Raw genomic sequence first — 21,917 nt, 5'->3', positions numbered from 1 at the left:
GAGAAGCGGACCACCCGGATCGGGTGGTCCGCTTCTCGTTGTGCGGAACGGTCGAGCGGCCGCCGGACCCGCTGCGGTACCCTGGCGCCATGCGTGCCGTACGCCTTCTGCTTACCGAGCCGCGCTGATCAGTGCCGACCCTTCGAGACGGTCGGCATCGGCGCGGCGCCCCCTCCTGTGCGAGGGGTTTTTTCGTTTGGGCAGGCAGAGACGGCAGAGACGATCGATGGAGCTTCAGAAATCATGAGCGAGACGAACACCCCGGCCCCCGAGGCGGCCGAGGCGCACCGTTACACGGCTGCCATGGCCGCCGACATCGAGGCACGCTGGCAGGACGTATGGGACGCGCAGGGCACCTACGAGGCCCCGAACCCGACCGGTGACCTGGCCGGGGACGCGGCGGTCGTCGCGCGGCCCAAGAAGTTCATCATGGACATGTTCCCGTACCCGTCCGGTGCGGGCCTGCACGTCGGTCACCCGCTGGGGTACATCGCCACCGACGTCTTCGCCCGCCACCAGCGGATGACCGGCCACAACGTCCTGCACACCCTGGGGTTCGACGCCTTCGGCCTGCCGGCCGAGCAGTACGCCGTGCAGACCGGCACGCACCCGCGCGTGTCCACCGAGGCGAACATCGAGAACATGAAGCTCCAGCTGCGCCGGCTGGGCCTGGGCCACGACAGGCGCCGCTCGTTCGCGACGATCGACCCGGACTACTACAAGTGGACCCAGTGGATCTTCCTGCAGGTCTACAACTCCTGGTACGACGCGGACGCGGCCAAGGCCCGCCCGATCGCCGAGCTGGTCGCCGCCTTCGAGGACGGCTCCCGTGAGGTCCCCGGGGGCCGCGCCTGGGCCGGCCTGACCGCGGGCGAGCGCGCCGACGTGCTGAACGAATACCGGCTGGCGTACGCCTCGGACGCGCCCGTGAACTGGTGCCCCGGGCTGGGCACCGTACTGGCCAACGAGGAGGTCACCGCGGACGGCCGCTCCGAGCGCGGCAACTTCCCGGTCTTCAAGGCCAAGCTGAGCCAGTGGAACATGCGGATCACCGCGTACGCCGACCGGCTGCTGGACGACCTGGACGCGCTGGACTGGCCCGAGGCCATCAAGCTGCAGCAGCGGAACTGGATCGGCCGCAGCGAGGGCGCGCGCGTCGACTTCGCGGTCGGCGACGACGCCATCACGGTGTTCACCACGCGTCCCGACACCCTGTTCGGCGCCACCTACATGGTGCTGGCACCCGAGCACGGGCTGGTCGAGAAGATCGTCCCCGCCGAGTGGCCCGAGGGCACGCACCAGGTGTGGACCGGCGGCGCCGCGACCCCCGGCGAGGCCGTCGACGCGTACCGCAAGCAGGCCGCCGGGAAGTCGGACGTCGAGCGCCAGGCCGAGGCCAAGGACAAGACCGGTGTCTTCACCGGCGCGTACGCGGTCAACCCGGTCAGCGGCGACCAGGTCCCCGTCTTCATCGCGGACTACGTGCTGATGGGCTACGGCACCGGCGCGATCATGGCCGTCCCGGCACACGACAGCCGCGACTTCGAGTTCGCGCGCGCCTTCGAGCTGCCGATGCGCTGCGTCGTGGAGCCCTCGGACGACCGCGACGCCGACCCGGCCGAGTGGGACGACGCGTTCTCCTCGTACGACGGCACCATCGTGAACTCGACGGGCGAGGGCGTCTCCCTGGACGGCCTGGGCGTCGTCGAGGCGAAGGCCGCCATCACCGCGTGGCTGGCCGAGCAGGGCATCGGCGAGGGCACCGTCAACTTCCGGCTGCGCGACTGGCTGTTCAGCCGCCAGCGCTACTGGGGCGAGCCCTTCCCGATCGTCTACGACGAGGACGGCGTCGCGCACGCGCTGCCCGAGTCGATGCTGCCGCTGGAACTGCCCGAGGTCGAGGACTACTCGCCGCGCACGTTCGAGCCGGACGACGCCACCTCCAAGCCGGAGACCCCGCTGTCGCGGAACGAAGAGTGGGTCAACGTCGAGCTGGACCTGGGCGACGGCCGCGGGGTGCGCCCGTACCGCCGCGAGACCAACACCATGCCCAACTGGGCCGGTTCCTGCTGGTACGAGCTGCGCTACCTGGACCCGCACAACGGGTCCGCGCTGGTCGACCCGCAGATCGAGCAGTACTGGATGGGGCCGCGCGAGAGCGCGCCGCACGGCGGTGTCGACCTGTACGTCGGCGGCGCCGAGCACGCGGTGCTGCACCTGCTGTACGCGCGCTTCTGGTCGAAGGTGCTGTTCGACCTCGGCCACGTCTCCTCGGCCGAGCCGTTCCACAAGCTGTTCAACCAGGGCATGATCCAGGCCTACGCGTACACCGACGCGCGCGGTGTCTACGTGCCGGCGGCCGAGGTCGAGGAGCGCGACGGCGGCTACTTCCACAACGGCGAGCCGGTCAAGCGCGAGCACGGCAAGATGGGCAAGTCCCTGAAGAACGCCGTCACGCCGGACGAGATCTGCGAGGAGTACGGCGCGGACACCCTGCGCCTGTACGAGATGGCGATGGGCCCGCTGGACGTCTCGCGCCCGTGGGACACCCGGGCCGTGGTGGGCCAGTACCGCCTGCTGCAGCGCCTGTGGCGCAACATCGTGGACGAGGAGTCCGGTGCGGTCACCGTCGTGGACGGCGAGCCGGGCGAGGACACCCTGCGCGCGCTGCACAAGGCGATCGACGGGGCCGGCGCGGACATGGCGGGGCTGCGCTTCAACACCGCCATCGCGAAGATCACCGAGCTGAACAACGCGCTGACCAAGGCGGGGCGCCCGCTGGAGCGCTCGGTCGCGGAGCGGCTGGTCCTGCTGATCGCCCCGCTGGCCCCGCACATCGCGGAGGAGCTGTGGCACCGCCTGGGCCACAGCGACTCGGTGGTCCACCGGGACTTCCCGGTCGCGGACCCGGCGTACGTCGTGGACGAGAGCGTGACCTGCGTCGTCCAGATCAAGGGCAAGGTCAAGGCCCGCCTGGAGGTGCCGCCGACGATCTCCGAGGGTGACCTGGAGCAGCTGGCGCTGGCCGACGAGGCGGTCGTGGCGGCGCTGGGCGGGGCCGAGATCCGCAAGGTGATCGTGCGCGCGCCGAAGCTGGTGAACATCGTCGTCTGAGGCGCCGTGCCCCTGATCCGGTCGGGCTGAGCCGATCCGGTCGATCTGGTTGATCTAGGGGTGTTCCCGTACGGGCAGGTTGGGGGTTCGTTTGGAACCCCCGACCTGCCCGTGGCGTTTACGGTGGAGGGGACGGTATCGGCAGGGGAAGGGAGCCTCTCATGGAGGCGGGCGCGTTGATCATCATCTTTGCCCTGTTGGTGCTGTTCGCCTTCCTGGGGCTGGGTGCCTGGGCCACGGTGAAGGTTGTCGGCGCGGCCAAGCGCGGCGTGGACCGCACGCTCACGCAGGCCCGCCGGACCGTGGAGGACACCGCGCTGAAGGCGAAGAGCTTCGGGCAGGTGGGCGTGGCGGGGGCGCTGGCGCAGCTGCGGCTGGACCTGCGGACGTCGATGCGGGCCACGCAGCAGGCGCTGTACCAGGGGGTTCAGGCGGATGCCTCGCTGAAGGAGTCGATCGGGCTGTTCGAGCGGCTGAGCGCGCACGGGCACGAGCTGGACGACGAGCTGAAGCGGCTGGAGCAGGAGCCGGACCGGGGGCGGATCGGCGGGATGCTGCCGGAGCTGAAGGAGCGGACGGCCAAGATCACGCAGGCCGCGGACTCGCTGCGGTGGGCGGCCCGCGACCGGGCCCGGCGCTTCGCGGAGGACGACCTGTCTGCGCTGTCGGAGCAGATCGAGGTCGAATCGGGGGCGCTGCGGGACTGGTCCCGCGAATCGGTGGACGACCTCGCGGCGGCGGCAGCGGCGTGGGACGCCCAGCAGGCGCCGACGGGGTCCGCGGGGCGAGCCCCGGAGCCCCCGGCAGGGCGGCCCGGGCACACCCAGGACCCGCAGCCGGCGGCCCTGAACCCGTCGGCCCCGCCGACCCGACACCCGTGGCAGAAGACCCCGCGGCCGGAGACGACGACCTGAGCCACCGGCACTGAGCGGGCGAGCGGCGGAGCCGGTGGCCGCGGCGGCGGTCGCTTCCGGACGCGCCCGGCAGGCCCGGCGGGCGCCCGCGTGGAACCGCCGCGCCGGCCGGGCGGGCGCCGGAGCTGCGGTCGGATGGATGTGCGGTGGTGCACACCCCGAGGCAGCCGGGGCGGCGGCGCAGCAGCCACTGCGTCCCCTCCGGCCAGGGGCTGGGCTGCCGTCCCACCCCCACTGGCGGTAACCTCCGGCTCATGTCCCGCCATGTCGCGATCGTCACCGATTCCACGGCCTACCTGCCCCAACCGGCCATGTCGCGGCACGGAATCACCTCCGTTCCGCTGACCGTGGTGCTCGGCGACGAGGCCCTCGAGGAGGGCACCGAGATCTCGGCCCGCAGCCTCGCGCTGGCCCTGCAGAAGCGTCGGCCGGTCACCACCTCCCGCCCCAGCCCGGAGGAGTTCGTACGGGCCTACCGGGCGGCCGCAGAGGCCGGTGCGACCGGCATCGTCAGCCTGCACCTGTCCGCCGAGTTCTCCGGCACCTACGACGCCGCCGTGGTCGCCGCCAAGACCGCCCCGGTCCCCGTCCGCGTCGTCGACACCGGCATGGTGGCGATGGCCCTCGGGTTCTGCGCCCTCGCCGCCGCAGAGGCGGCCGAAGCGGGCGGTTCCGTGGACGAGGCCGTGGCCGCCGCCGAGAAGCGGGCCGCGGACATGTCGGCGTACTTCTACGTGGACACCCTCGACTACCTGCGCCGCGGCGGCCGCATCGGGGCCGCCCAGGCCCTCCTGGGCTCAGCCCTCGCCGTCAAGCCGCTGCTCACGCTGGAGGGCGGGCGGATCGAGATGCTGGAGAAGGTCCGTACGGCCTCCAAGGCCATCGCCCGCCTGGAAGAGCTGGCCGTAGAGCGGGCCGGGGCGGGCAGCGTCGACGTGGCCGTGCACCACCTCGCGGCGCCCGAGCGGGCCGAGAAGCTCGCGCAGCGGCTCCGTGAGCGCATCCCCGGCCTGGTCGAGCTGCACGTCAGCGAGGTCGGTGCGGTGATCGGCGCGCACACGGGGCCGGGGCTGCTGGCGGCGGTCGTCTCGCCCCGCTGATCACCGGAACGGGTGACCCGGTTATCCACAACGACCGGGATATCCACCGGAATTGATAAATCCGGACCGCGGCCGGGATTCGTCCCTACCGTCGTGACATGACTCTTCGCACACGTACCCCGCATGCTTCCGGAGCCACCAGCGGACCCGGCCGTTCCCGTCTCTCCGACGGGCGGTTGCGCCACCGCCGGGGCCGCGCCCGCCCGCACCACCCCGAGCCGGCGGCGGTGCGCCGCCGGGCCGAAGCCCTGCTCGGCGGCAGCGGCCCGCCGCAGGCCAGGCCGCCGGAGGCACCGCTACGGGATGTGCCGCCACGGGAGGCGCGGCTACGGGAGGCGCCGCCTCCGGAGGCGGTGTCGAGTACGGGGTCCGGGATCAGGTCCGTGGCCGATCCGCCGCCCGAGGAGACCCCGCTGTCCGGCGCAGCCGCGCTCCGGCTCGCCGTGCGGGAGCGGCTGCCGATGTGGCTGCAGGCCCGGTGCGGGGTGGAGCCGCGCACGGTGGCCGCCGTGACGGTGGTGCTCGTCGCCGCAGTCGCCTTCGGTGCGCAGCAGTACTGGACGGCCCGGCCGGAGCCGGTGACCGCGCCCGCGGTGGTCACACCGGCGACGGCACCGGCGCCGTCGCCGAGCCCCGGACCTCCCGTCGCCGACGGGGGCGGTACCCGGATCGTGGTGGACGTCAGCGGCAAGGTCCGCGACCCCGGTGTGCGGCGGCTGCCCGCCGGCTCGCGGGTCGAGGATGCGCTGTCCGCCGCCGGGGGAGTGCGGCCCGGTACGGACACCACCGGGCTCAACCGGGCCCGGGTCCTGCTCGACGGCGAGCAGGTGGTGGTGGGCGTCCCGGCGCAGCCTGCTCCGGGCGGGCCGGGTTCCGGTGCCGGCCCCGGCTCCGCCGCCGGCCCGCTGAGCCTCGGTACGGCCACGGTGGAGCAGCTGGACGGCCTGCCCGGGGTCGGCCCGGTCCTGGCGCAGCACATCGTGGAGTTCCGGACCGCCCGCGGCGGTTTCCGCTCGGTGGAGGAGCTCCGGCAGGTCGACGGCATCGGCGAGCGGCGGTTCGCCGACCTGCGCAAGCTGGTCCGGCCGTGAACCGGCCCGAGAGCGCGGGCCCGCTGGATCTGCGCCTTGCGGTACCGGCGCTGGCCGCCTGGGCGGCGGCCGCCCTCGCCCTCGACGCGCCGCCAGGCTGGGCCGCCGCCGGGGCCGGGCTCGCAGTCCTCGGCGCGGGGCTGCTGCTCCTGGCCGGGTGCCGGCGTCCGGAGTCGCTGTGGCGGGTCGCCACGGCCGCGGCCGCGGTCCTGCTCTGCGCGGCCGCCGGTGCCGGGGTGGCGGGCCTCCAGCGGGCCGAGGCGCGGGCCGGGCCGGTCGTGGGGCTGGCCGGGGAGCACGCCCGGGTCCTCGCCGAGCTCACCGTCGGCTCCGACCCGCGGACCGCGCGCAGCGGGAGCGGCCCGCCCGTGGTCGTCCTGGATGCGGTGGCGACCCGGGTGACCGGACCCGACGGGAAGCAGACCCGCGTCGAGACCCCCGTACGGGTGCTGGCAGGGCATCCGCAGTGGGCCCGGCTGCAGCCCTCCACCCGGGTGGAGGTCGTCGCCAGGCTGGCCCCTGGCCGGGGCGGGGAGCGGGCCGTGGCGCTGCTGCGGCCTGCCGGGGACACCCCGCCCCGGGTGACCGGCGGCCCCGACACCCTCCAGCGGCTCGCCGGGCGGCTGCGGGCCGGCCTGCGCGAGGCCACCGACGGGCTCGCACCGGACGCCCGGGCCCTGCTGCCGGGGCTGGTGGTCGGGGACACCTCCAGGGTGCCGCCCGACCTGGAGGCGGCGTTCCGGTCCACCGACCTGCTGCACCTCCTGGCCGTGTCCGGGTCGAACCTGACCGTGGTGCTGTTCCTGCTCATCGGCCCGCCCGCCTCCGCGCAGCGCGCCGAGCGGGGCGGGCTCGCCCCCCGCCTCGGGCTGTCCCTGCGGGCAACGGCCCTGTGCGGGACGGCGCTGACACTGGCGTTCGTGGTGGTGTGCCGGCCGGAGCCGAGCGTGCTGCGGGCCGCTGCCTGCGGGGCGATCACCCTGCTGGCCATCGCCACCGGGCGGCGCAGATCCCTGATCCCCGCCCTGGCGGCCGCCGCCCTGCTGCTGGTGCTTCACGACCCGTGGCTGGCCCGCAGCCCCGGCTTCCTGCTCTCGGTCCTGGCCACCGGCTCCCTGCTCACGCTCGGCCCGCGCTGGAGCGAAGCCCTGCAGCGGCGCGGGATGCGGCCCCGGTTCGCCGAGGCGCTGGGTGCCGCCGCGGCCGCGCAGGCGGTCTGTGCTCCGGTGGTCGCCGTGCTCTCGGCCCGGGTGAGCCTGGTGGCGGTGCCCTGCAATCTGCTCGCCGAGCTCGCGGCGGGTCCGGCGACCGTCCTCGGCTTCGCGGCGCTCGCGGCGGCGCCGCTGTCCCTGCCCGTCGCCGAGCTGCTCGCCCGCTGCGCGGGGGTGCCGGCCGGGTGGATCGCCGCCGTGGCGCGGGCCGGGGCGGGGCTGCCGGGCGCGGAGCTGGCCTGGCCGGGCGGGCTCACCGGGGGGCTGCTGCTGGCCGCCGCCACCCTGGCCGTCGTGGCGGTCGGCGCACGGATCCGGCGCCGGCCGTGGGTGTGCTCCGCCCTGGCCGTGGTCCTGCTCATGGCCGTGCTGCGGCCGCCGCAGCTCACCCGTACGCTCACCCGCTGGCCGCCGCCCGACTGGAGCTACGTCCAGTGCGCGGTGGGCCAGGGCGACGCCGCCGTACTCGCCGCCGGGCCGGGCACGGCCGTGGTGGTGGACGCCGGCCCCGAACCGGGCCCGGTGGACGCATGCCTGCGCGCCCTGGGGGTGCGCCGGGTGCCGCTGCTCCTGCTGACGCACTTTCACGCCGACCACGTCGGCGGCCTGTCCGGGGTACTGCGCGGGCGGGCCGTGGGTGTGATTCAGACCACCACGCTGGAAGAGCCGACCGGCCAGGCCGAGTTCGTCCGGCGGACCGCGGCGGCCGCCCACGTACCCGTCGTGGCGGCCGCGGCAGGGGAGCGGCGCCGGGCCGGACCCCTGGAGTGGCAAGTGCTGTGGCCCTTGCCCGACGGCCCGCGGCCGGAGGGGCCCAACGACGCCAGCGTCGCCCTGCTGGTCCGCGGCGCAGGCCTGACCCTGCTCCTGCTCGGCGATCTCGAACCGCCCTCGCAGCAGGCGCTTGTGACGGCCCATCCGGAACTGGGGCCGGTCGACGTACTCAAGGTCGCCCACCACGGTTCCGCACACCAGGACCCCGGTCTGCAGGCGAGGGTCCGGCCCCGGCTGGCGATCGTCCCGGTCGGCGCGGGCAACCGCTACGGGCACCCGGCGCCGGGTACGCTCGCGCACCTGAGGACCCTGGGCGCGACCGTACTGCGCACCGACACCGACGGCTCGATCGCCGTCGCCGGGAGCGGCCCGCGGGTACAGGCCTTCCCCTCCCGCCGGAGGCGGCGCCGACACGGGCATACCGGACACCGTCTTTCTGTTTGCCCACAACCCGACAGCATGATCGAATGCGTCTTCGCCAGAGCGGTACAAGTCCACACAGCACGGGGGTGCATCAACCATGTTCGGTCGCCGAAGGGGGATGGAGACGGCCGGAAGCGCCAGTCCCCACACATCCGCGACACTGACGCTGCCTCATACGGCGCGGCTGCTCAGCTGTCGTGTCCTCGACACCGTCCACCAGCCGGTCAGACAGGCCAGGTTCGAGGTCACCGACCCGATCGGCCGGCGCATCGTCAGCGGCGAGACCGACCCGTACGGCGGGTTCACCGCAGCCGTTCCGGAAGGCGAGTACCGGCTCTCCGTCACCGCCGAGGGCTACGCCGCCTTCCACGGGGCGACGCTGGTGGGGGACCCGGCGCAGCCCGGCACCGCGGAGATCGTCCTCGACGCCGTGGAGCCGCCGCTGCTGCCGGCGCCCGGCCACTGGGAACTCGACCCGGCGCATTCGTCCATCGCCTTCACGGCCCAGCACATCGGCTTCGCCCGGATCCGAGGCCGGTTCAACACGTTCGCCGGGGCCGTACGGATAGCCGACCGCATGGAGGACTCCTCCATGCACGTGATCATCGACGCGGCGAGCATCGACACCGGTCTGCGGTTGCGGGACGACCACCTGCGGTCCGGCGACTTCCTGGACGCGGCACGGCATTCGACGGTCGAGTTCTACAGCGAGCGGTTCATCCACCGCAGCGGCAGCCGCTGGACCGTGGCAGGCGCCCTGACCCTGCACGGGGTCAGCCGCTCGGTGACCCTGGACACCGAGTACCTGGGCCTCGGCACCGGGCTGGAGGGCGAACCGCGCGCGGCCTGCCGGGCCACCACCGAGCTGCACCGCGAGGACTTCACCCTGAACTGGCAGTCCGTGCTGGCCCACGGGATAGCCGCGATCGGCTCGAGCGTGGAAGTGGCGCTGGACATCCAGATCGTGCACAAGGCCTAGCCGGGCATCCCCGAGCGCGGGCCGACGGAGTGTTACGGGGTTTCCAACCAGCCCTCGTACTCGGCGGCGAGGCCGTCCAGCACCGTGGCGTCGAGCCGTTCCCGCGGGTCCTCGACGACCACCAGCCACTGGGCGTCCTCGGCGTCGTCCTCGCCGGCCAGCGCGTCGCGGACCAGCTGCGGCTCCTCGGGGAGGCCGAAGCGGTCGACGGCCTCCCGGGCCACCTCCTCGGCGGCGTCGCGGTCGGGCAGCACCAGTACATGTCGCACGTTCACGCGGCCATTCTCGGGTACGGGGCGAGGGGGCCCGCGGTGCGGGGGGCTGTCAGTGCGGCATGGGATGCTGGACGCGATGGCCACCAGGAAGAACCCCACCGACGATCCGCTCGCCCCGCTCACCCTCGCGGTGGGGCAGGAGGACCTGCTGCTCGACCGCGTCGTACGGGAGGTGGTGGCGGCCGCCCGGGCCGCCGACGCCGACACGGACGTGCGGGACCTCGCTCCCGAGCAGCTCCAGCCCGGCACGCTCGCCGAGCTGACCAGCCCGTCGCTCTTCTCCGAGCGCAAGGTGCTGGTCGTACGCAATGCGCAGGACCTGTCCGCGGACACGGTCAAGGAGGTCAAGGCGTACCTCGCTTCGCCGTTCGAGGAGATCATCCTCGTGCTCCTCCACGCGGGCGGAGTCAAGGGCAAGGGGCTGCTGGACGCGGCCCGCAAGGCCGGGGCCCGGGAGATCGCCTGCCCGAAGATGACGAAGGCGGCGGACCGGCTGGCGTTCGTGCGGGGCGAGTTCCGCACGCTGGGCCGCTCGGCGACCCCGGAGGCGTGCCAGACGCTGGTCGACGCGATCGGGAGTGATCTGCGGGAGCTGGCGAGTGCGGCCGCGCAGCTGTGCGCGGACGTCGAGGGCACGATCGACGAGGCCGTGGTCGGCCGCTACTACACCGGCCGGGCCGAGGCCTCCAGCTTCACGGTCGCCGACCGGGCGGTCGAGGGGCGGGCGGCGGAGGCCCTCGAAGCCCTGCGGTGGTCGCTGTCCACCGGGGTGGCGCCCGTCCTGATCACCAGTGCGCTGGCGCAGGCGGTCCGGGCGATCGGCAAGCTCGCCTCCGCACCGCGGGGGGCCCGGCCGGGGGACCTGGCGCGGGACCTGGGCATGCCGCCGTGGAAGATCGACCGGGTGCGTCAGCAGATGCGGGGCTGGTCGGCGGACGGGGTCTCGGAGGCGCTGCGGGCCGTGGCTGCGGCCGATGCCGGGGTCAAGGGCGGGGGCGATGATCCCGGGTACGCGCTCGAGAAGGCCGTCGTGGCGGTGGCCAGGGCGGCTCGGCCCCAGCGCCGCTAGCCTCCGGCCGGCTGGCTTTCGGGTTCTCCGGCTTCCGGCCCTGCCGGTCGGGGGCCTCGGCACGTGTGCCCCCCCGTGACCCCGACAGGCCGTTGCGGTCCGGAGCCGGAGCCGGAGCCGGAGCCGGAGCCGCACTCGCACTCGCACTCGCATTCGGAGCTGGGTGTCGCTGCGCGGGCTTGCCCCTCCCCGCCCTTCGCCCGTTCCCCGGGGCTCCGCCCCGGACCCCGTTCGGCTGCCGCGCCGCTGTCGGGGGCGCCGCCCCCGAACCCCCGCGCCTCAAACGCCGGCGGGGCTGACGGGCTGAGGGGGTGCCTCGAGCGCCGACGGGCTGAGGGGGTGCCTCGAGGGTCGGCGGGGCTGAGGGGGTGCCTCGAGCGCCGGCGGGGCTGGGGGGGTGCCTCGAGCGCCGACGGGCTGAGGGGGGTGCCTCGAGGGTCGGCGGGGGTGGGTGGGTCGGTGGGGCTCTGAGGGGAAAGCGAAGGCCCCGGCGCCGCCCTGGGGAAGGGTGGCGCCGGGGCCTTCGGTTACTTCTTGTTGCACCGCACCCGCGTGGCGAACGCTTCGTGTGCGGCGCGGGGGGCCGGTCAGGAGCGGGAGAGAGGGCCCGCTGGATCCTTTCCGGCGATCACATCAGAGCTCAGCCCTGGAGGGTGGCAACCTTGGTGGCCAGCGCCGACTTCTTGTTGGCGGCGGCGTTCTTGTGGATGACACCCTTCGAGACAGCCTTGTCGAGCGCACGCGCGGCGGCGCGAGAAGCCACGGTGGCCTTCTCGACGTCACCCGCGGCCACGGCCTCGCGGGCCTTGCGGATCGCGGTCTTGAGCGAAGACTTGACGGCCTTGTTGCGCAGGCGCGCCTTCTCGTTCGTCTTGTTCCGCTTGATCTGGGACTTGATGTTCGCCACGAAAGAGCCTTTTCAGGTTCAGAGTTTGATCTTCGGATTGTGTCCCGACAGCTGAGAGGGCATACGAGACACAGCTGCCCAGGCTACCAGGCACGCTCCGACCGGCCCAAACCGAGCGCATCGCCCCGTCCATGGGACCATGGGAACCTGCGTACAGATCCGACGAGAGCCGGAAACGCTTCCGACTGCGACCCGAGAATCAGGACACTGCGTGCCCGCGATCCCCAGCCACGTGCCCGAGCCGAGCCGTACCGACCCGGCGCTGATCCGCAATTTCTGCATCATCGCGCACATCGACCACGGCAAGTCGACGCTCGCCGACCGGATGCTCCAGCTCACCGGCGTCGTCGACCAGCGGCAGATGCGCGCCCAGTACCTCGACCGCATGGACATCGAGCGTGAGCGCGGCATCACGATCAAGTCCCAGGCGGTCCGACTGCCCTGGGCGCCCACCGTGGGTGAGGGTCAGGGCCAGACGCACATCCTCAACATGATCGACACCCCCGGGCACGTCGACTTCACGTACGAGGTCTCGCGCTCCCTCGCCGCCTGTGAGGGCACGGTCCTCCTGGTGGACGCCGCCCAGGGCATCGAGGCCCAGACCCTCGCCAACCTGTACCTGGCGATGGAGAACGACCTCGCGATCGTCCCCGTCCTGAACAAGATCGACCTGCCGGCCGCCCAGCCGGAGAAGTTCGCCGAGGAGCTCGCGAACCTGGTCGGCTGCCAGCCCGAGGACGTCCTGCGGGTCTCCGCGAAGACCGGCCTCGGCGTCGACGCCCTGCTCGACAAGGTCGTCGCCACCGTCCCGGCCCCGGTCGGCGTCAAGGACGCCCCCGCCCGCGCGATGATCTTCGACTCGGTCTACGACTCGTACCGCGGCGTCGTGACGTACGTCCGTGTGGTCGACGGCCAGCTCAACAAGCGCGAGCGCATCCGGATGATGTCCACCGGCGCCACCCACGAGCTGCTGGAGATCGGTGTCTCCTCCCCGGAGATGACCCCGGCCGACGGCATCGGCGTCGGCGAGGTGGGCTACATCATCACCGGCGTGAAGGACGTGCGTCAGTCCAAGGTCGGTGACACGATCACCAGCCTGCACAACGGCGCGACCGAGGCCCTCGGCGGCTACAAGGACCCGAAGCCGATGGTCTTCTCGGGCCTCTACCCGCTCGACGGCTCCGAGTACCCGGACCTGCGCGAGGCCCTGGACAAGCTGCAGCTCAACGACGCCGCGCTCGTCTACGAGCCGGAGACCTCGGCGGCGCTGGGCTTCGGCTTCCGCGTCGGCTTCCTCGGTCTGCTGCACCTGGACGTGGTCCGCGAGCGCCTCGAGCGCGAGTTCGGCCTCGACCTGATCGCCACCGCGCCGAACGTGGTCTACCGCGTCGTCCTGGAGGACGGCAAGGAAGTCCAGGTCACCAACCCGAGCGAGTTCCCCGAGGGCAAGATCTCGGACGTGTTCGAGCCGGTCGTCCGGGCCACCGTGCTCGCGCCCACCGAGTTCATCGGCGCGATCATGGAGCTCTGCCAGACCCGCCGCGGCACGCTCCTCGGCATGGACTACCTCTCCGAGGACCGGGTCGAGATCCGCTACACCCTGCCCCTCGCGGAGATCGTCTTCGACTTCTTCGACCAGCTGAAGTCCAAGACGCGCGGTTACGCCTCCCTCGACTACGAGCCCACCGGCGAGCAGTCCGGCAGCCTGGTCAAGGTCGACATCCTGCTGCACGGCGACAAGGTCGACGCCTTCTCCGCCGTCACCCACAAGGACGCCGCGTACGCCTACGGCGTGCGGCTCGTCGCCAAGCTGCGCGAGCTCATCCCGCGGCAGGCCTTCGAGGTGCCGATCCAGGCGGCCGTCGGCTCGCGCGTCATCGCCCGCGAGACCATCCGCGCCATCCGCAAGGACGTCCTCGCCAAGTGCTACGGCGGTGACATCTCCCGTAAGCGGAAGCTGCTGGAGAAGCAGAAGGAAGGCAAGAAGCGCATGAAGATGGTCGGCTCGGTGGAGGTGCCCCAGGAGGCCTTCATCGCCGTCCTCTCCAGCGACGAGTCCGGCGGCAAGAAGAAGTAGCCCTTGGCCGTGTGCGGCCTCGAACCGCCTTGATCCGTATACGGAACGGGCCCCCGTGCAGCAGCGCGGGGGCCTGTTTCGTTATGAATCGGCGTCTCAAGGGCCCTTACGCGCCAGGCGGAGGGCCCCTAGTCTGATCACTGCCCGTTGGTTACTCGCCAGTTACAAGCCCTGGTTGCAAGCCCTGTTGGAAGCCGTCGTCCACCGCCTTGGATGACAGGCCCTGCCGCGTGGTCCGGAGGACGTCCGTGAGCGACACACAGACCTTGATCGAGAACCGCCCGCCCACCGTGGCGGCACTCTTCCTTGAGCGTGTCGCCGCCACGCCGAACGCCGAGGCCTACCGGTTCCCGGTGCCCGCGGCCGGCGGCACAGGCCCCGACGACTGGAAGTCGCTGAGCTGGGGCCAGGCGGCCGAGCGGGTCTTCGGTATCGCCGCGGGCCTGCTGGACCTCGGCCTGCAGCCCGAGGAGCGGGTCGCGCTCGCCTCCAACACCCGCGTCGAGTGGATCCTCTCCGACCTGGGCGTCATGTGCGCCGGCGGCGCCGTGACCACGATCTACCCGAGCACCAACGCCGAGGAGTCGGCGTTCATCCTCGCCGACTCGGCCAGCCGCGTGCTGATCGCCGAGGACGGGGCCCAGCTGGCCAAGGCCCGCGAGCGCCGCGCCGACCTGCCCGAGCTCGCCCACGTGGTGGTCCTGGAGTCCGCCGACGCGGTACCCGCCGAGGGCGACCCGGAGGGCTGGGTGCTCTCCCTCGCCGACCTGGAGGCGCGCGGCAAGGAGTACCTCGCCAAGCACCCCGAGGCGATCAAGGAGCGGATCGCGGCCATCACCGCCGACCAGCTCGCCACGCTGATCTACACCTCCGGCACCACCGGGCGCCCCAAGGGCGTGCGGCTCCCGCACGACAACTGGTCGTACATGGCCAAGGCCACCGTCGCCACCGGCATGATCTCCAGCGACGACGTCCAGTACCTGTGGCTGCCGCTCGCGCACGTCTTCGGCAAGGTCCTGACCTCCGGCCAGATCGAGGTCGGCCACGTCACCGCCGTCGACGGCCGGATCGACAAGATCATCGAGAACCTGCCGGTCGTCCAGCCCACCTACATGGCGGCCGTCCCGCGCATCTTCGAGAAGGTCTACAACGGGGTCGCGGCCAAGGCCCGGGCCGGCGGCGGCGCCAAGTACAAGATCTTCCAGTGGTCGGTCGGCGTGGCCCGCGAGTACGCCAAGGTCACCCAGGACAACTACCGGCGCACCGGCAGCGCCACGGCCCCCTTCGGCCTCGCCACCAAGCACAAGGTCGCCGACGCGCTCGTCTACTCCAAGCTCCGCGACGCCTTCGGCGGCCGGCTGCGCGCCGCCGTCTCCGGCGCCTCCGCCCTGGCCCCCGAGATCGGCTACTTCTTCGCCGGCGCCGGCATCCACATCCTCGAGGGCTACGGCCTCACCGAGTCCAGCGCCGCCTCCTTCGTCAACCCCGGCGAGGCCTACCGCACCGGAACCGTCGGCAAGCCGCTCCCCGGCACCGAGGTCCGCATCGCCGACGACGGCGAGATCCTGCTGCGCGGCCCCGGCATCATGCAGGGCTACCACCTGCAGCCGGAGAAGACCGCGGAGGTGCTGGAGGAGGACGGCTGGCTGCACACGGGAGACATCGGCGAGCTCTCGCCCGACGGCTACCTGCGCATCACGGACCGCAAGAAGGACCTGATCAAGACCTCGAACGGCAAGTACGTCGCCCCGGCCGAGATCGAGGGCCGGTTCAAGGCGATCTGCCCGTACGTGTCGAGCATCGTGGTGCACGGCGCCGACCGGAACTTCTGCGCCGCCCTGGTCGCGCTCGACGAGCCGTCGATCATGGGCTGGGCCGCCGAGAACGGGCTCGAGGGCAAGACGTACGCCGAGGTCCTGGCCGCGGCGGAGACGAACCGGCTGATCGAGACGTACGTCCAGACCCTGAACGAGGGCCTGCAGCGCTGGCAGACGGTCAAGAAGTTCCGGATCCTGCCCCGCGACCTCGACGTGGAGCACGGCGACCTCACGCCCAGCCTGAAGCTGAAGCGGCCGGCCGTCGAGCGTGAGTTCAAGCACCTGATCGACGAGATGTACGAGGGCTCGCGCGAGGCGTAGCGCGGCAGCGGGCGGCAGCGGGAGGTACGAGGGGCCCAGGGGCGGCGGCGAGCGGCCGGGCCCCCGGCCGGGGTGCGGGACAATGGGTGCATGCCTTCCGCACTGCCCGACGGTGAACCCATGCCCGAAGACGGCTCGCTGCCGTCGCATGCCCTGGCGGGCGGCGGGGACCGGCCGCTCGGGTTCTACCTGCACGTCCCGTACTGCGCCACGCGGTGCGGGTACTGCGACTTCAACACCTACACCGCGACCGAGCTGCGCGGCACCGGCGGCGTGCTCGCCTCCCGGGAGAACTACGCCGACACCCTGATCGACGAGGTCCGCCTCGCCCGCAAGGTGCTCGGCGACGACCCGCGGGCCGTCCGCACGGTGTTCGTGGGCGGCGGTACGCCGACGCTGCTGCCGGCCGCGGACCTCGTACGGATGCTCGCGGCGATCCGGGACGAATTCGGGCTGGCCGAGGACGCCGAGATCACCACGGAGGCCAATCCGGAGTCGGTGAACCCGGAGTACCTGGCGGAGCTGCGGGCCGGGGGCTTCAACCGGATCTCCTTCGGCATGCAGAGCGCGAAGCAGCACGTCCTGAAGGTGCTCGACCGCACGCACACGCCGGGCCGGCCGGAGGCGTGCGTCGCGGAGGCGCGGGCGGCGGGCTTCGAGCACGTGAACCTCGACCTGATCTACGGCACCCCGGGGGAGTCCGATGAGGACTGGCAGGCCTCCCTGGCCGCCGCGCTCGGCGCCGGGCCGGACCACATCAGCGCCTACGCGCTGATCGTCGAGGAGGGCACCCAGCTGGCGCGGCGGATCCGGCGGGGCGAGGTCCCGATGACCGACGACGACGTGCACGCGGACCGGTACCTGATCGCGGACTCGGTGATGGCCGAGGCCGGGTACTCCTGGTACGAGGTCTCGAACTGGGCCACCTCGGAGGCGGGCCGCTGCCTGCACAACGAGCTGTACTGGCGCGGCGCCGACTGGTGGGGCGCGGGCCCCGGAGCCCACTCGCACGTGGGCGGGGTCCGCTGGTGGAACGTGAAGCACCCGGGCGCCTACGCCGCCGCCCTCGCGGAGGGCCGCTCCCCGGGCGCGGGCCGCGAGCTCCTCTCCGAGGAGGACCGCCGGGTGGAGCGGATCCTGCTGGAGCTCCGCCTGGTGGACGGCGTCCCGCTGTCCCTGCTGGCCCCGGCCGGCCTCGCGGCCTCCCGCCGCGCCCTGTCCGACGGCCTCCTGGAGGCCGCCCCGTACGAGGCGGGCCGCGCCGTCCTGACCCTGCGCGGGCGGCTGCTGGCCGACGCGGTGGTCCGGGACCTGGTGGACTGACCACTCGGAGGCGTGAATCGATGCGGATACGGGCAGGGGCGGCCTAGCCTGTTCGTAGCCTTCTGTCGCATACCCGGCGACAGAAGTGGAGGGCACGGAGATGACCGCTGTGGACGATCGCCGGATGACCGAGTACTTCGAGAGCTTCGAGGCTCCCGAGGGGGTCAAGGTCGAGCTCCTCAGGGAGGAAATCGTGATGACGGCGGGGCCGGACCTGGTCCACAACCTGATCGTCATGTTCGTTCAGCGGCAGATCCCCGTGGGGCGCTGGTATCCGCTCCAGACGCAGGACGTGGACATTCCGGCGGAGTCGTCCGAGCCGCAGCCGGACCTCGTGGTCCTGCCGGCCGACGCGGCGCCCGAGTCGGGTCGTCTGCTGCCCGCCCAAACCCTGGCGATGGTGGTCGAGGTCGTCTCCAAGACCAGCAAGCTGCGTGACTACGTGACGAAGCGCTCGATCTACGCGGCGGGCGGCATCCCCACGTATCTGATCATCGATCCCTTCCAGGCCAAGTGCGTGGTACTCACCGAACCTTTCGGCGCTGGAGAAGAGGCCGACTACCGGACCGAGCGGACCAGCAAGTTCGGTGAGCCGCTGCCGCTCGACGTCCTCGGCGTCACGATCGACACCACGGAGTTCGGCACCCTGCCGTAGCTCGGGTCAGGGCGCCGTGACGAAGTCGATGAGTTCCTCCACGCGGCCCAGCAGGACCGGCTCCAGGTCCTTGTAGGACGTCACGCGGGACAGGATGTGCTGCCAGGCGGCCCCGGTGTTCTCCGGCCAGCCCAGCGCCCTGCAGACGCCCGTCTTCCAGTCCTGGCCCGGCGGGATCACCGGCCAGGCGGCGATGCCCAGCGCGGACGGCTTCACCGCCTGCCAGACGTCCACGTACGGGTGGCCGACGATCAGGACGTCCGACGAGGTCACCGACGCCGCGATGCGGGACTCCTTCGAGCCCGGGACCAGGTGGTCCACCAGGACGCCGAGGCGGGCGTCGGCCGTCGGGGCGAAGTCCGCGACCACCGCCGGGAGGTCGTCGATGCCCTCCAGGTACTCCACCACCACGCCCTCGATCCGCAGGTCGTCGCCCCAGACCCGCTCCACCAGCTCCGCGTCGTGCCGGCCCTCGACGTAGATCCGCCCGGCGCGCGCCACGCGGGCGCGCGCCCCCGGGACGGCGAGGGACCCCGAGGCCGTGCGCAAGGGCGCCGAAGGGGCCCTTGCGGGGCGGGTCAGGGTCACCACGGCGCCCTCCAGCAGGAACCCCCGCGGCTCCAGCGGGAACACCCGCCGCTTGCCGAAGCGGTCCTCCAGGGTCACCGTGCCCGCCTCGCAGGCCACCACCGCTCCGCAGAAGTCCGTACCGGCCACCTCGACCACCAGGTCCGGCTCGGCCGCCACCTCCGGTACGGCCTTGGGGCGCTTCCACTGCGGGGTCAGGTCGGGGGAGTACTCACGCATCCGGCCGACACTAGGAGAGGCGCGCCGATCACGCCTCCGACACGCCGAAACGGGCGGCCAGTGTGGCTCGTTGCGCACGCACGAAGCCCGCATCGACCACCGCTCCGTGACCCGGCACGTACAGTGCGTCGTCCCCGCCCAGCGACAGCAGCCGGTCCAGCGCGGCCGGCCACTGCGCCGGCACCGCGTCGCTGCCCGCCTGCGGCTCGCCCGACTCCTCGACGAGGTCCCCGCAGAACACCGTCTCGCGCTCGCCCGGAACGAACACCGCCAGGTCGTACCGGGTGTGCCCGGGCCCGACGTTGGCCAGCAGCACCTGCACCCCGCCCAGCTCCAGCGTCCATTCGCCCGACACGGAATGCCCCGGCACCACCAGCAGGTCCACCGCCTCGGCGGCCTCGGCCTCCGCGAGACCCTGCAGGACCGCACTGACGCGCAGCTCCTCCCGGCCCGTCGACAGCTCCGCGTCCAGCCCGACCGCCCCGTACACCTCGGCCCCGGCGAACGCCGCCACGCCCAGTACGTGATCGAAATGACCGTGCGTGAATGCGATATGCGTCACGCGCCGGCCGGTCAGCCGCTCCGCCTCGGCCCGCAGCTGCGTGCCTTCGCGTACGCACGAACCCGGGTCGATCAGGAGCACCGACTCGTCCCCCACCACCAGTCCCACGGTGCAGTCCCACACCGGGAGCCGTCGCCGTCCGGTCCGCCCGGTCAGCCGCTCCCAGCCCGCCTCTTCCCAACGCACGTCCATGCCGCGACGCTACCCTGGCGGGCCTCCCTTGCCAGGGTCTTACTACCCGGCCGTACACTGAGCGGGGGATCTCTGGCACTCGAACGATCAGAGTGCCAGTCGACAAGCAACGACCAAGACAACGGACCAGAACTGGAGGTGTGCGCGCGATGCTCAGCGAACGCAGACTCGAAGTGCTGCGCGCCATCGTCCAGGACTACGTCGGGACGGAGGAGCCGGTCGGCTCCAAGGCGCTCACCGAGCGGCACCGCCTCGGCGTCTCGCCCGCCACCGTGCGCAACGACATGGCCGTGCTGGAGGAGGAGGGCTACATCGCGCAGCCCCACACCAGCGCCGGCCGGATCCCCACGGACAAGGGCTACCGGCTCTTCGTCGACAAGCTGGCGGGGGTCAAGCCGCTGTCGACGCCCGAGCGCCGGGCCATCCAGAACTTCCTCGACGGGGCCGTCGACCTCGACGACGTGGTCGGCCGTACGGTGCGGCTGCTCGCGCAGCTCACCCGGCAGGTCGCCGTCGTCCAGTACCCGAGCCTGACCCGGTCCACGGTCCGGCACGTCGAACTGCTGTCGCTCGCTCCGGCCCGGCTCATGCTCGTGCTGATCACCGATACAGGACGGGTCGAGCAGCGGCTCGTCGACTGCCAGACGCCGTTCGGCGAGACCTCGCTCGCCGATCTGCGGGCGCGGCTCAACAGCCGGGTCGTCGGCCGCCGGTTCACGGACGTGCCGCAGCTCGTGCAGGACCTGCCGGAGTCGTTCGACCCGGATGACCGCAGCACGGTGTCGACCGTGCTCGCGACCCTGCTGGAGACGCTGGTAGAGGAGGCCGAGGAGCGGCTGATGATCGGCGGAACCGCCAATCTCACGCGCTTCGGACACGATTTTCCCCTGACGATCAGGCCGGTGCTCGAGGCGCTGGAGGAGCAGGTCGTGCTCCTCAAGCTGCTCGGCGAGGCCAACGAGTCGGGAATGGCCGTACGGATCGGGCATGAGAATGCCTACGAGGGACTGAACTCCACGTCCGTCGTCTCGGTCGGCTACGGTTCGGGCGGCGAAACTGTCGCCAAACTCGGCGTGGTCGGACCGACCCGCATGGACTACCCCGGAACGATGGGAGCGGTACGCGCAGTGGCACGTTACGTCGGACAGATCCTGGCGGAGTCGTAAGTGGCCACGGACTACTACGCCGTTCTCGGCGTGCGCCGCGACGCATCGCAGGACGAGATCAAGAAGGCCTTCCGCCGCCTCGCGCGCGAACTCCACCCGGACGTGAATCCGGATCCGAAGACGCAGGAGCGCTTCAAGGAGATCAACGCGGCCTACGAGGTGCTCTCGGACCCGCAGAAGAAGCAGGTCTACGACCTCGGCGGCGACCCGCTGTCCTCCTCGGGCGGTGGCGGCGCGGGCGGCTTCGGCGCGGGTGGCTTCGGCAACTTCTCCGACATCATGGACGCCTTCTTCGGCCAGGCCTCGCAGCGCGGACCGCGCTCGCGGACCCGCCGCGGCCAGGACGCCATGATCCGCCTCGACCTGGAGCTGGACGAGGCCGCCTTCGGCACGACCAAGGACATCCAGGTCGACACGGCCGTCGTCTGCACCACCTGCTCCGGCGAGGGAGCCGCCCCCGGCACCTCGGCGCAGACGTGTGACATGTGCCGTGGCCGCGGTGAGGTGTCGCAGGTCACCCGGTCCTTCCTGGGCCAGGTCATGACCTCGCGCCCCTGCCCGCAGTGCCAGGGCTTCGGCACCGTGGTTCCGACCCCGTGCCCCGAGTGCGCGGGCGACGGCCGGGTCCGCTCCCGCCGCAGCCTCACGGTCAAGATCCCTGCCGGTGTCGAGAACGGCACCCGGATCCAGCTCGCGGGCGAGGGCGAGGTCGGCCCCGGCGGCGGCCCCGCCGGCGACCTGTACGTGGAGATCCACGAGCTGTCGCACCCGACCTTCCAGCGGCGCGGGGACGACCTGCACTGCACGGTGACCATCCCCATGACGGCCGCGGCCCTCGGCACCAAGTGCCCGCTGGAGACGCTGGACGGCCTGGAGGAGATCGACATCCGCCCCGGCACCGGGTCGGGCCAGTCGATCCCGCTGCACGGGCGCGGTGTCACGCACCTGCGCGGCGGCGGCCGCGGCGACCTGATCGTCCACGTCGAGGTCACCACCCCGGGCAAGCTGGACGCCCAGCAGGAGGAGCTGCTGCGCCAGCTCGCCAAGCTGCGCGGCGAGGAGCGGCCCATGGGCCAGTTCGCGCCGGGTCAGCAGGGCCTGTTCAGCCGCCTGAAGGACGCCTTCAACGGCCGCTGACCG

General features: G+C 72.5%; 16 protein-coding genes and 1 pseudogene. 13 read left to right on the top strand and 4 right to left on the bottom strand.

Annotated features, from left to right (window positions below):
• The first annotated feature begins 243 nt into the window (after nt 1-243).
• The 6 genes and pseudogenes from leuS to ACZ5WG_RS12050 all read left to right on the top strand — a co-directional run bounded on the left by leuS (nt 244) and on the right by ACZ5WG_RS12050 (nt 9,606).
• A complete protein-coding gene (gene leuS, locus ACZ5WG_RS12075) occupies nt 244-3,114 on the top strand; it encodes a leucine--tRNA ligase (RefSeq protein WP_468722526.1) in 2,871 nt (956 codons plus the stop codon).
• Between the two features lie 161 nt (nt 3,115-3,275).
• Nucleotides 3,276-4,028 carry a hypothetical protein gene (locus ACZ5WG_RS12070; protein WP_468722525.1) on the top strand — a complete coding sequence of 251 codons (753 nt, stop codon included), beginning with the start codon at nt 3,276-3,278 and terminating at the stop codon, nt 4,026-4,028.
• 254 nt (nt 4,029-4,282) lie between these two features.
• Nucleotides 4,283-5,128 (top strand): DegV family protein, encoded by an 846-nt coding sequence (locus ACZ5WG_RS12065; protein WP_468722524.1) that lies wholly within the window; start codon nt 4,283-4,285, stop codon nt 5,126-5,128.
• 98 nt (nt 5,129-5,226) lie between these two features.
• Complete coding sequence (locus ACZ5WG_RS12060; protein WP_468722523.1) at nt 5,227-6,219, top strand: ComEA family DNA-binding protein; 993 nt, start codon at nt 5,227-5,229, stop codon at nt 6,217-6,219.
• A gap of 23 nt (nt 6,220-6,242) precedes the next feature.
• Nucleotides 6,243-8,588: pseudogene (locus ACZ5WG_RS12055) on the top strand (ComEC/Rec2 family competence protein); the annotation flags it as partial.
• 136 nt (nt 8,589-8,724) lie between these two features.
• Nucleotides 8,725-9,606, top strand: coding sequence for a YceI family protein (locus tag ACZ5WG_RS12050; protein WP_468722522.1), 882 nt, complete (start codon nt 8,725-8,727; stop codon nt 9,604-9,606).
• Between the two features lie 32 nt (nt 9,607-9,638).
• Here the strand turns inward: ACZ5WG_RS12050 and ACZ5WG_RS12045 are convergent, their stop codons facing one another.
• Nucleotides 9,639-9,881 (bottom strand): hypothetical protein, encoded by a 243-nt coding sequence (locus ACZ5WG_RS12045; RefSeq protein WP_468722520.1) that lies wholly within the window; start codon nt 9,879-9,881, stop codon nt 9,639-9,641.
• A gap of 76 nt (nt 9,882-9,957) precedes the next feature.
• Between ACZ5WG_RS12045 and holA the strand changes: the two genes are divergently transcribed.
• Entirely contained in the window at nt 9,958-10,950 is a 993-nt protein-coding gene (gene holA, locus ACZ5WG_RS12040) for a DNA polymerase III subunit delta (protein WP_266667139.1), read from the top strand.
• 640 nt (nt 10,951-11,590) lie between these two features.
• On the opposite strand, the gene rpsT is transcribed toward holA, so the two are convergent.
• Complete coding sequence (rpsT, locus tag ACZ5WG_RS12035) at nt 11,591-11,857, bottom strand: 30S ribosomal protein S20 (RefSeq protein WP_030159297.1); 267 nt, start codon at nt 11,855-11,857, stop codon at nt 11,591-11,593.
• Nucleotides 11,858-12,068: 211 nt separating this feature from the next.
• Between rpsT and lepA the strand changes: the two genes are divergently transcribed.
• The 4 genes from lepA to ACZ5WG_RS12015 all read left to right on the top strand — a co-directional run bounded on the left by lepA (nt 12,069) and on the right by ACZ5WG_RS12015 (nt 18,050).
• Nucleotides 12,069-13,934, top strand: a complete 1,866-nt coding sequence (gene lepA, locus ACZ5WG_RS12030) for a translation elongation factor 4 (protein WP_468722519.1) — start codon at nt 12,069-12,071, stop codon at nt 13,932-13,934.
• 248 nt (nt 13,935-14,182) lie between these two features.
• Entirely contained in the window at nt 14,183-16,072 is a 1,890-nt protein-coding gene (locus tag ACZ5WG_RS12025; RefSeq protein ID WP_468722518.1) for an AMP-dependent synthetase/ligase, read from the top strand.
• 90 nt (nt 16,073-16,162) lie between these two features.
• Nucleotides 16,163-17,395, top strand: a complete 1,233-nt coding sequence (gene hemW, locus ACZ5WG_RS12020) for a radical SAM family heme chaperone HemW (RefSeq protein ID WP_468722517.1) — start codon at nt 16,163-16,165, stop codon at nt 17,393-17,395.
• Nucleotides 17,396-17,495: 100 nt separating this feature from the next.
• A complete protein-coding gene (locus tag ACZ5WG_RS12015; RefSeq protein ID WP_468722515.1) occupies nt 17,496-18,050 on the top strand; it encodes a Uma2 family endonuclease in 555 nt (184 codons plus the stop codon).
• Between the two features lie 6 nt (nt 18,051-18,056).
• Here ACZ5WG_RS12015 and ACZ5WG_RS12010 read toward each other — a convergent pair whose 3' ends face one another.
• Together ACZ5WG_RS12010 and ACZ5WG_RS12005 are read right to left on the bottom strand one after the other, a co-directional pair.
• The gene (locus ACZ5WG_RS12010; protein ID WP_468722514.1) at nt 18,057-18,857 is read right to left on the bottom strand and encodes a DUF3097 domain-containing protein; all 801 of its coding nucleotides are present in this window, start codon (nt 18,855-18,857) and stop codon (nt 18,057-18,059) included.
• Nucleotides 18,858-18,885: 28 nt separating this feature from the next.
• A complete protein-coding gene (locus tag ACZ5WG_RS12005) occupies nt 18,886-19,611 on the bottom strand; it encodes an MBL fold metallo-hydrolase (protein WP_468722513.1) in 726 nt (241 codons plus the stop codon).
• Nucleotides 19,612-19,760: 149 nt separating this feature from the next.
• Here ACZ5WG_RS12005 and hrcA point away from each other — a divergent pair, with 149 nt between their 5' ends.
• A complete protein-coding gene (gene hrcA / locus ACZ5WG_RS12000; RefSeq protein ID WP_030297170.1) occupies nt 19,761-20,777 on the top strand; it encodes a heat-inducible transcriptional repressor HrcA in 1,017 nt (338 codons plus the stop codon).
• Nucleotides 20,778-21,914 carry a molecular chaperone DnaJ gene (gene dnaJ / locus ACZ5WG_RS11995; RefSeq protein ID WP_468722512.1) on the top strand — a complete coding sequence of 379 codons (1,137 nt, stop codon included), beginning with the start codon at nt 20,778-20,780 and terminating at the stop codon, nt 21,912-21,914.
• Nucleotides 21,915-21,917 lie beyond the last annotated feature (3 nt).

The sequence above is a fragment of the Streptomyces sp. NPDC032745 genome (genome assembly GCF_055579465.1).
Note: the sequence above shows the minus strand (reverse complement) of the source record. Positions and strands in the feature narration are given on the sequence as shown.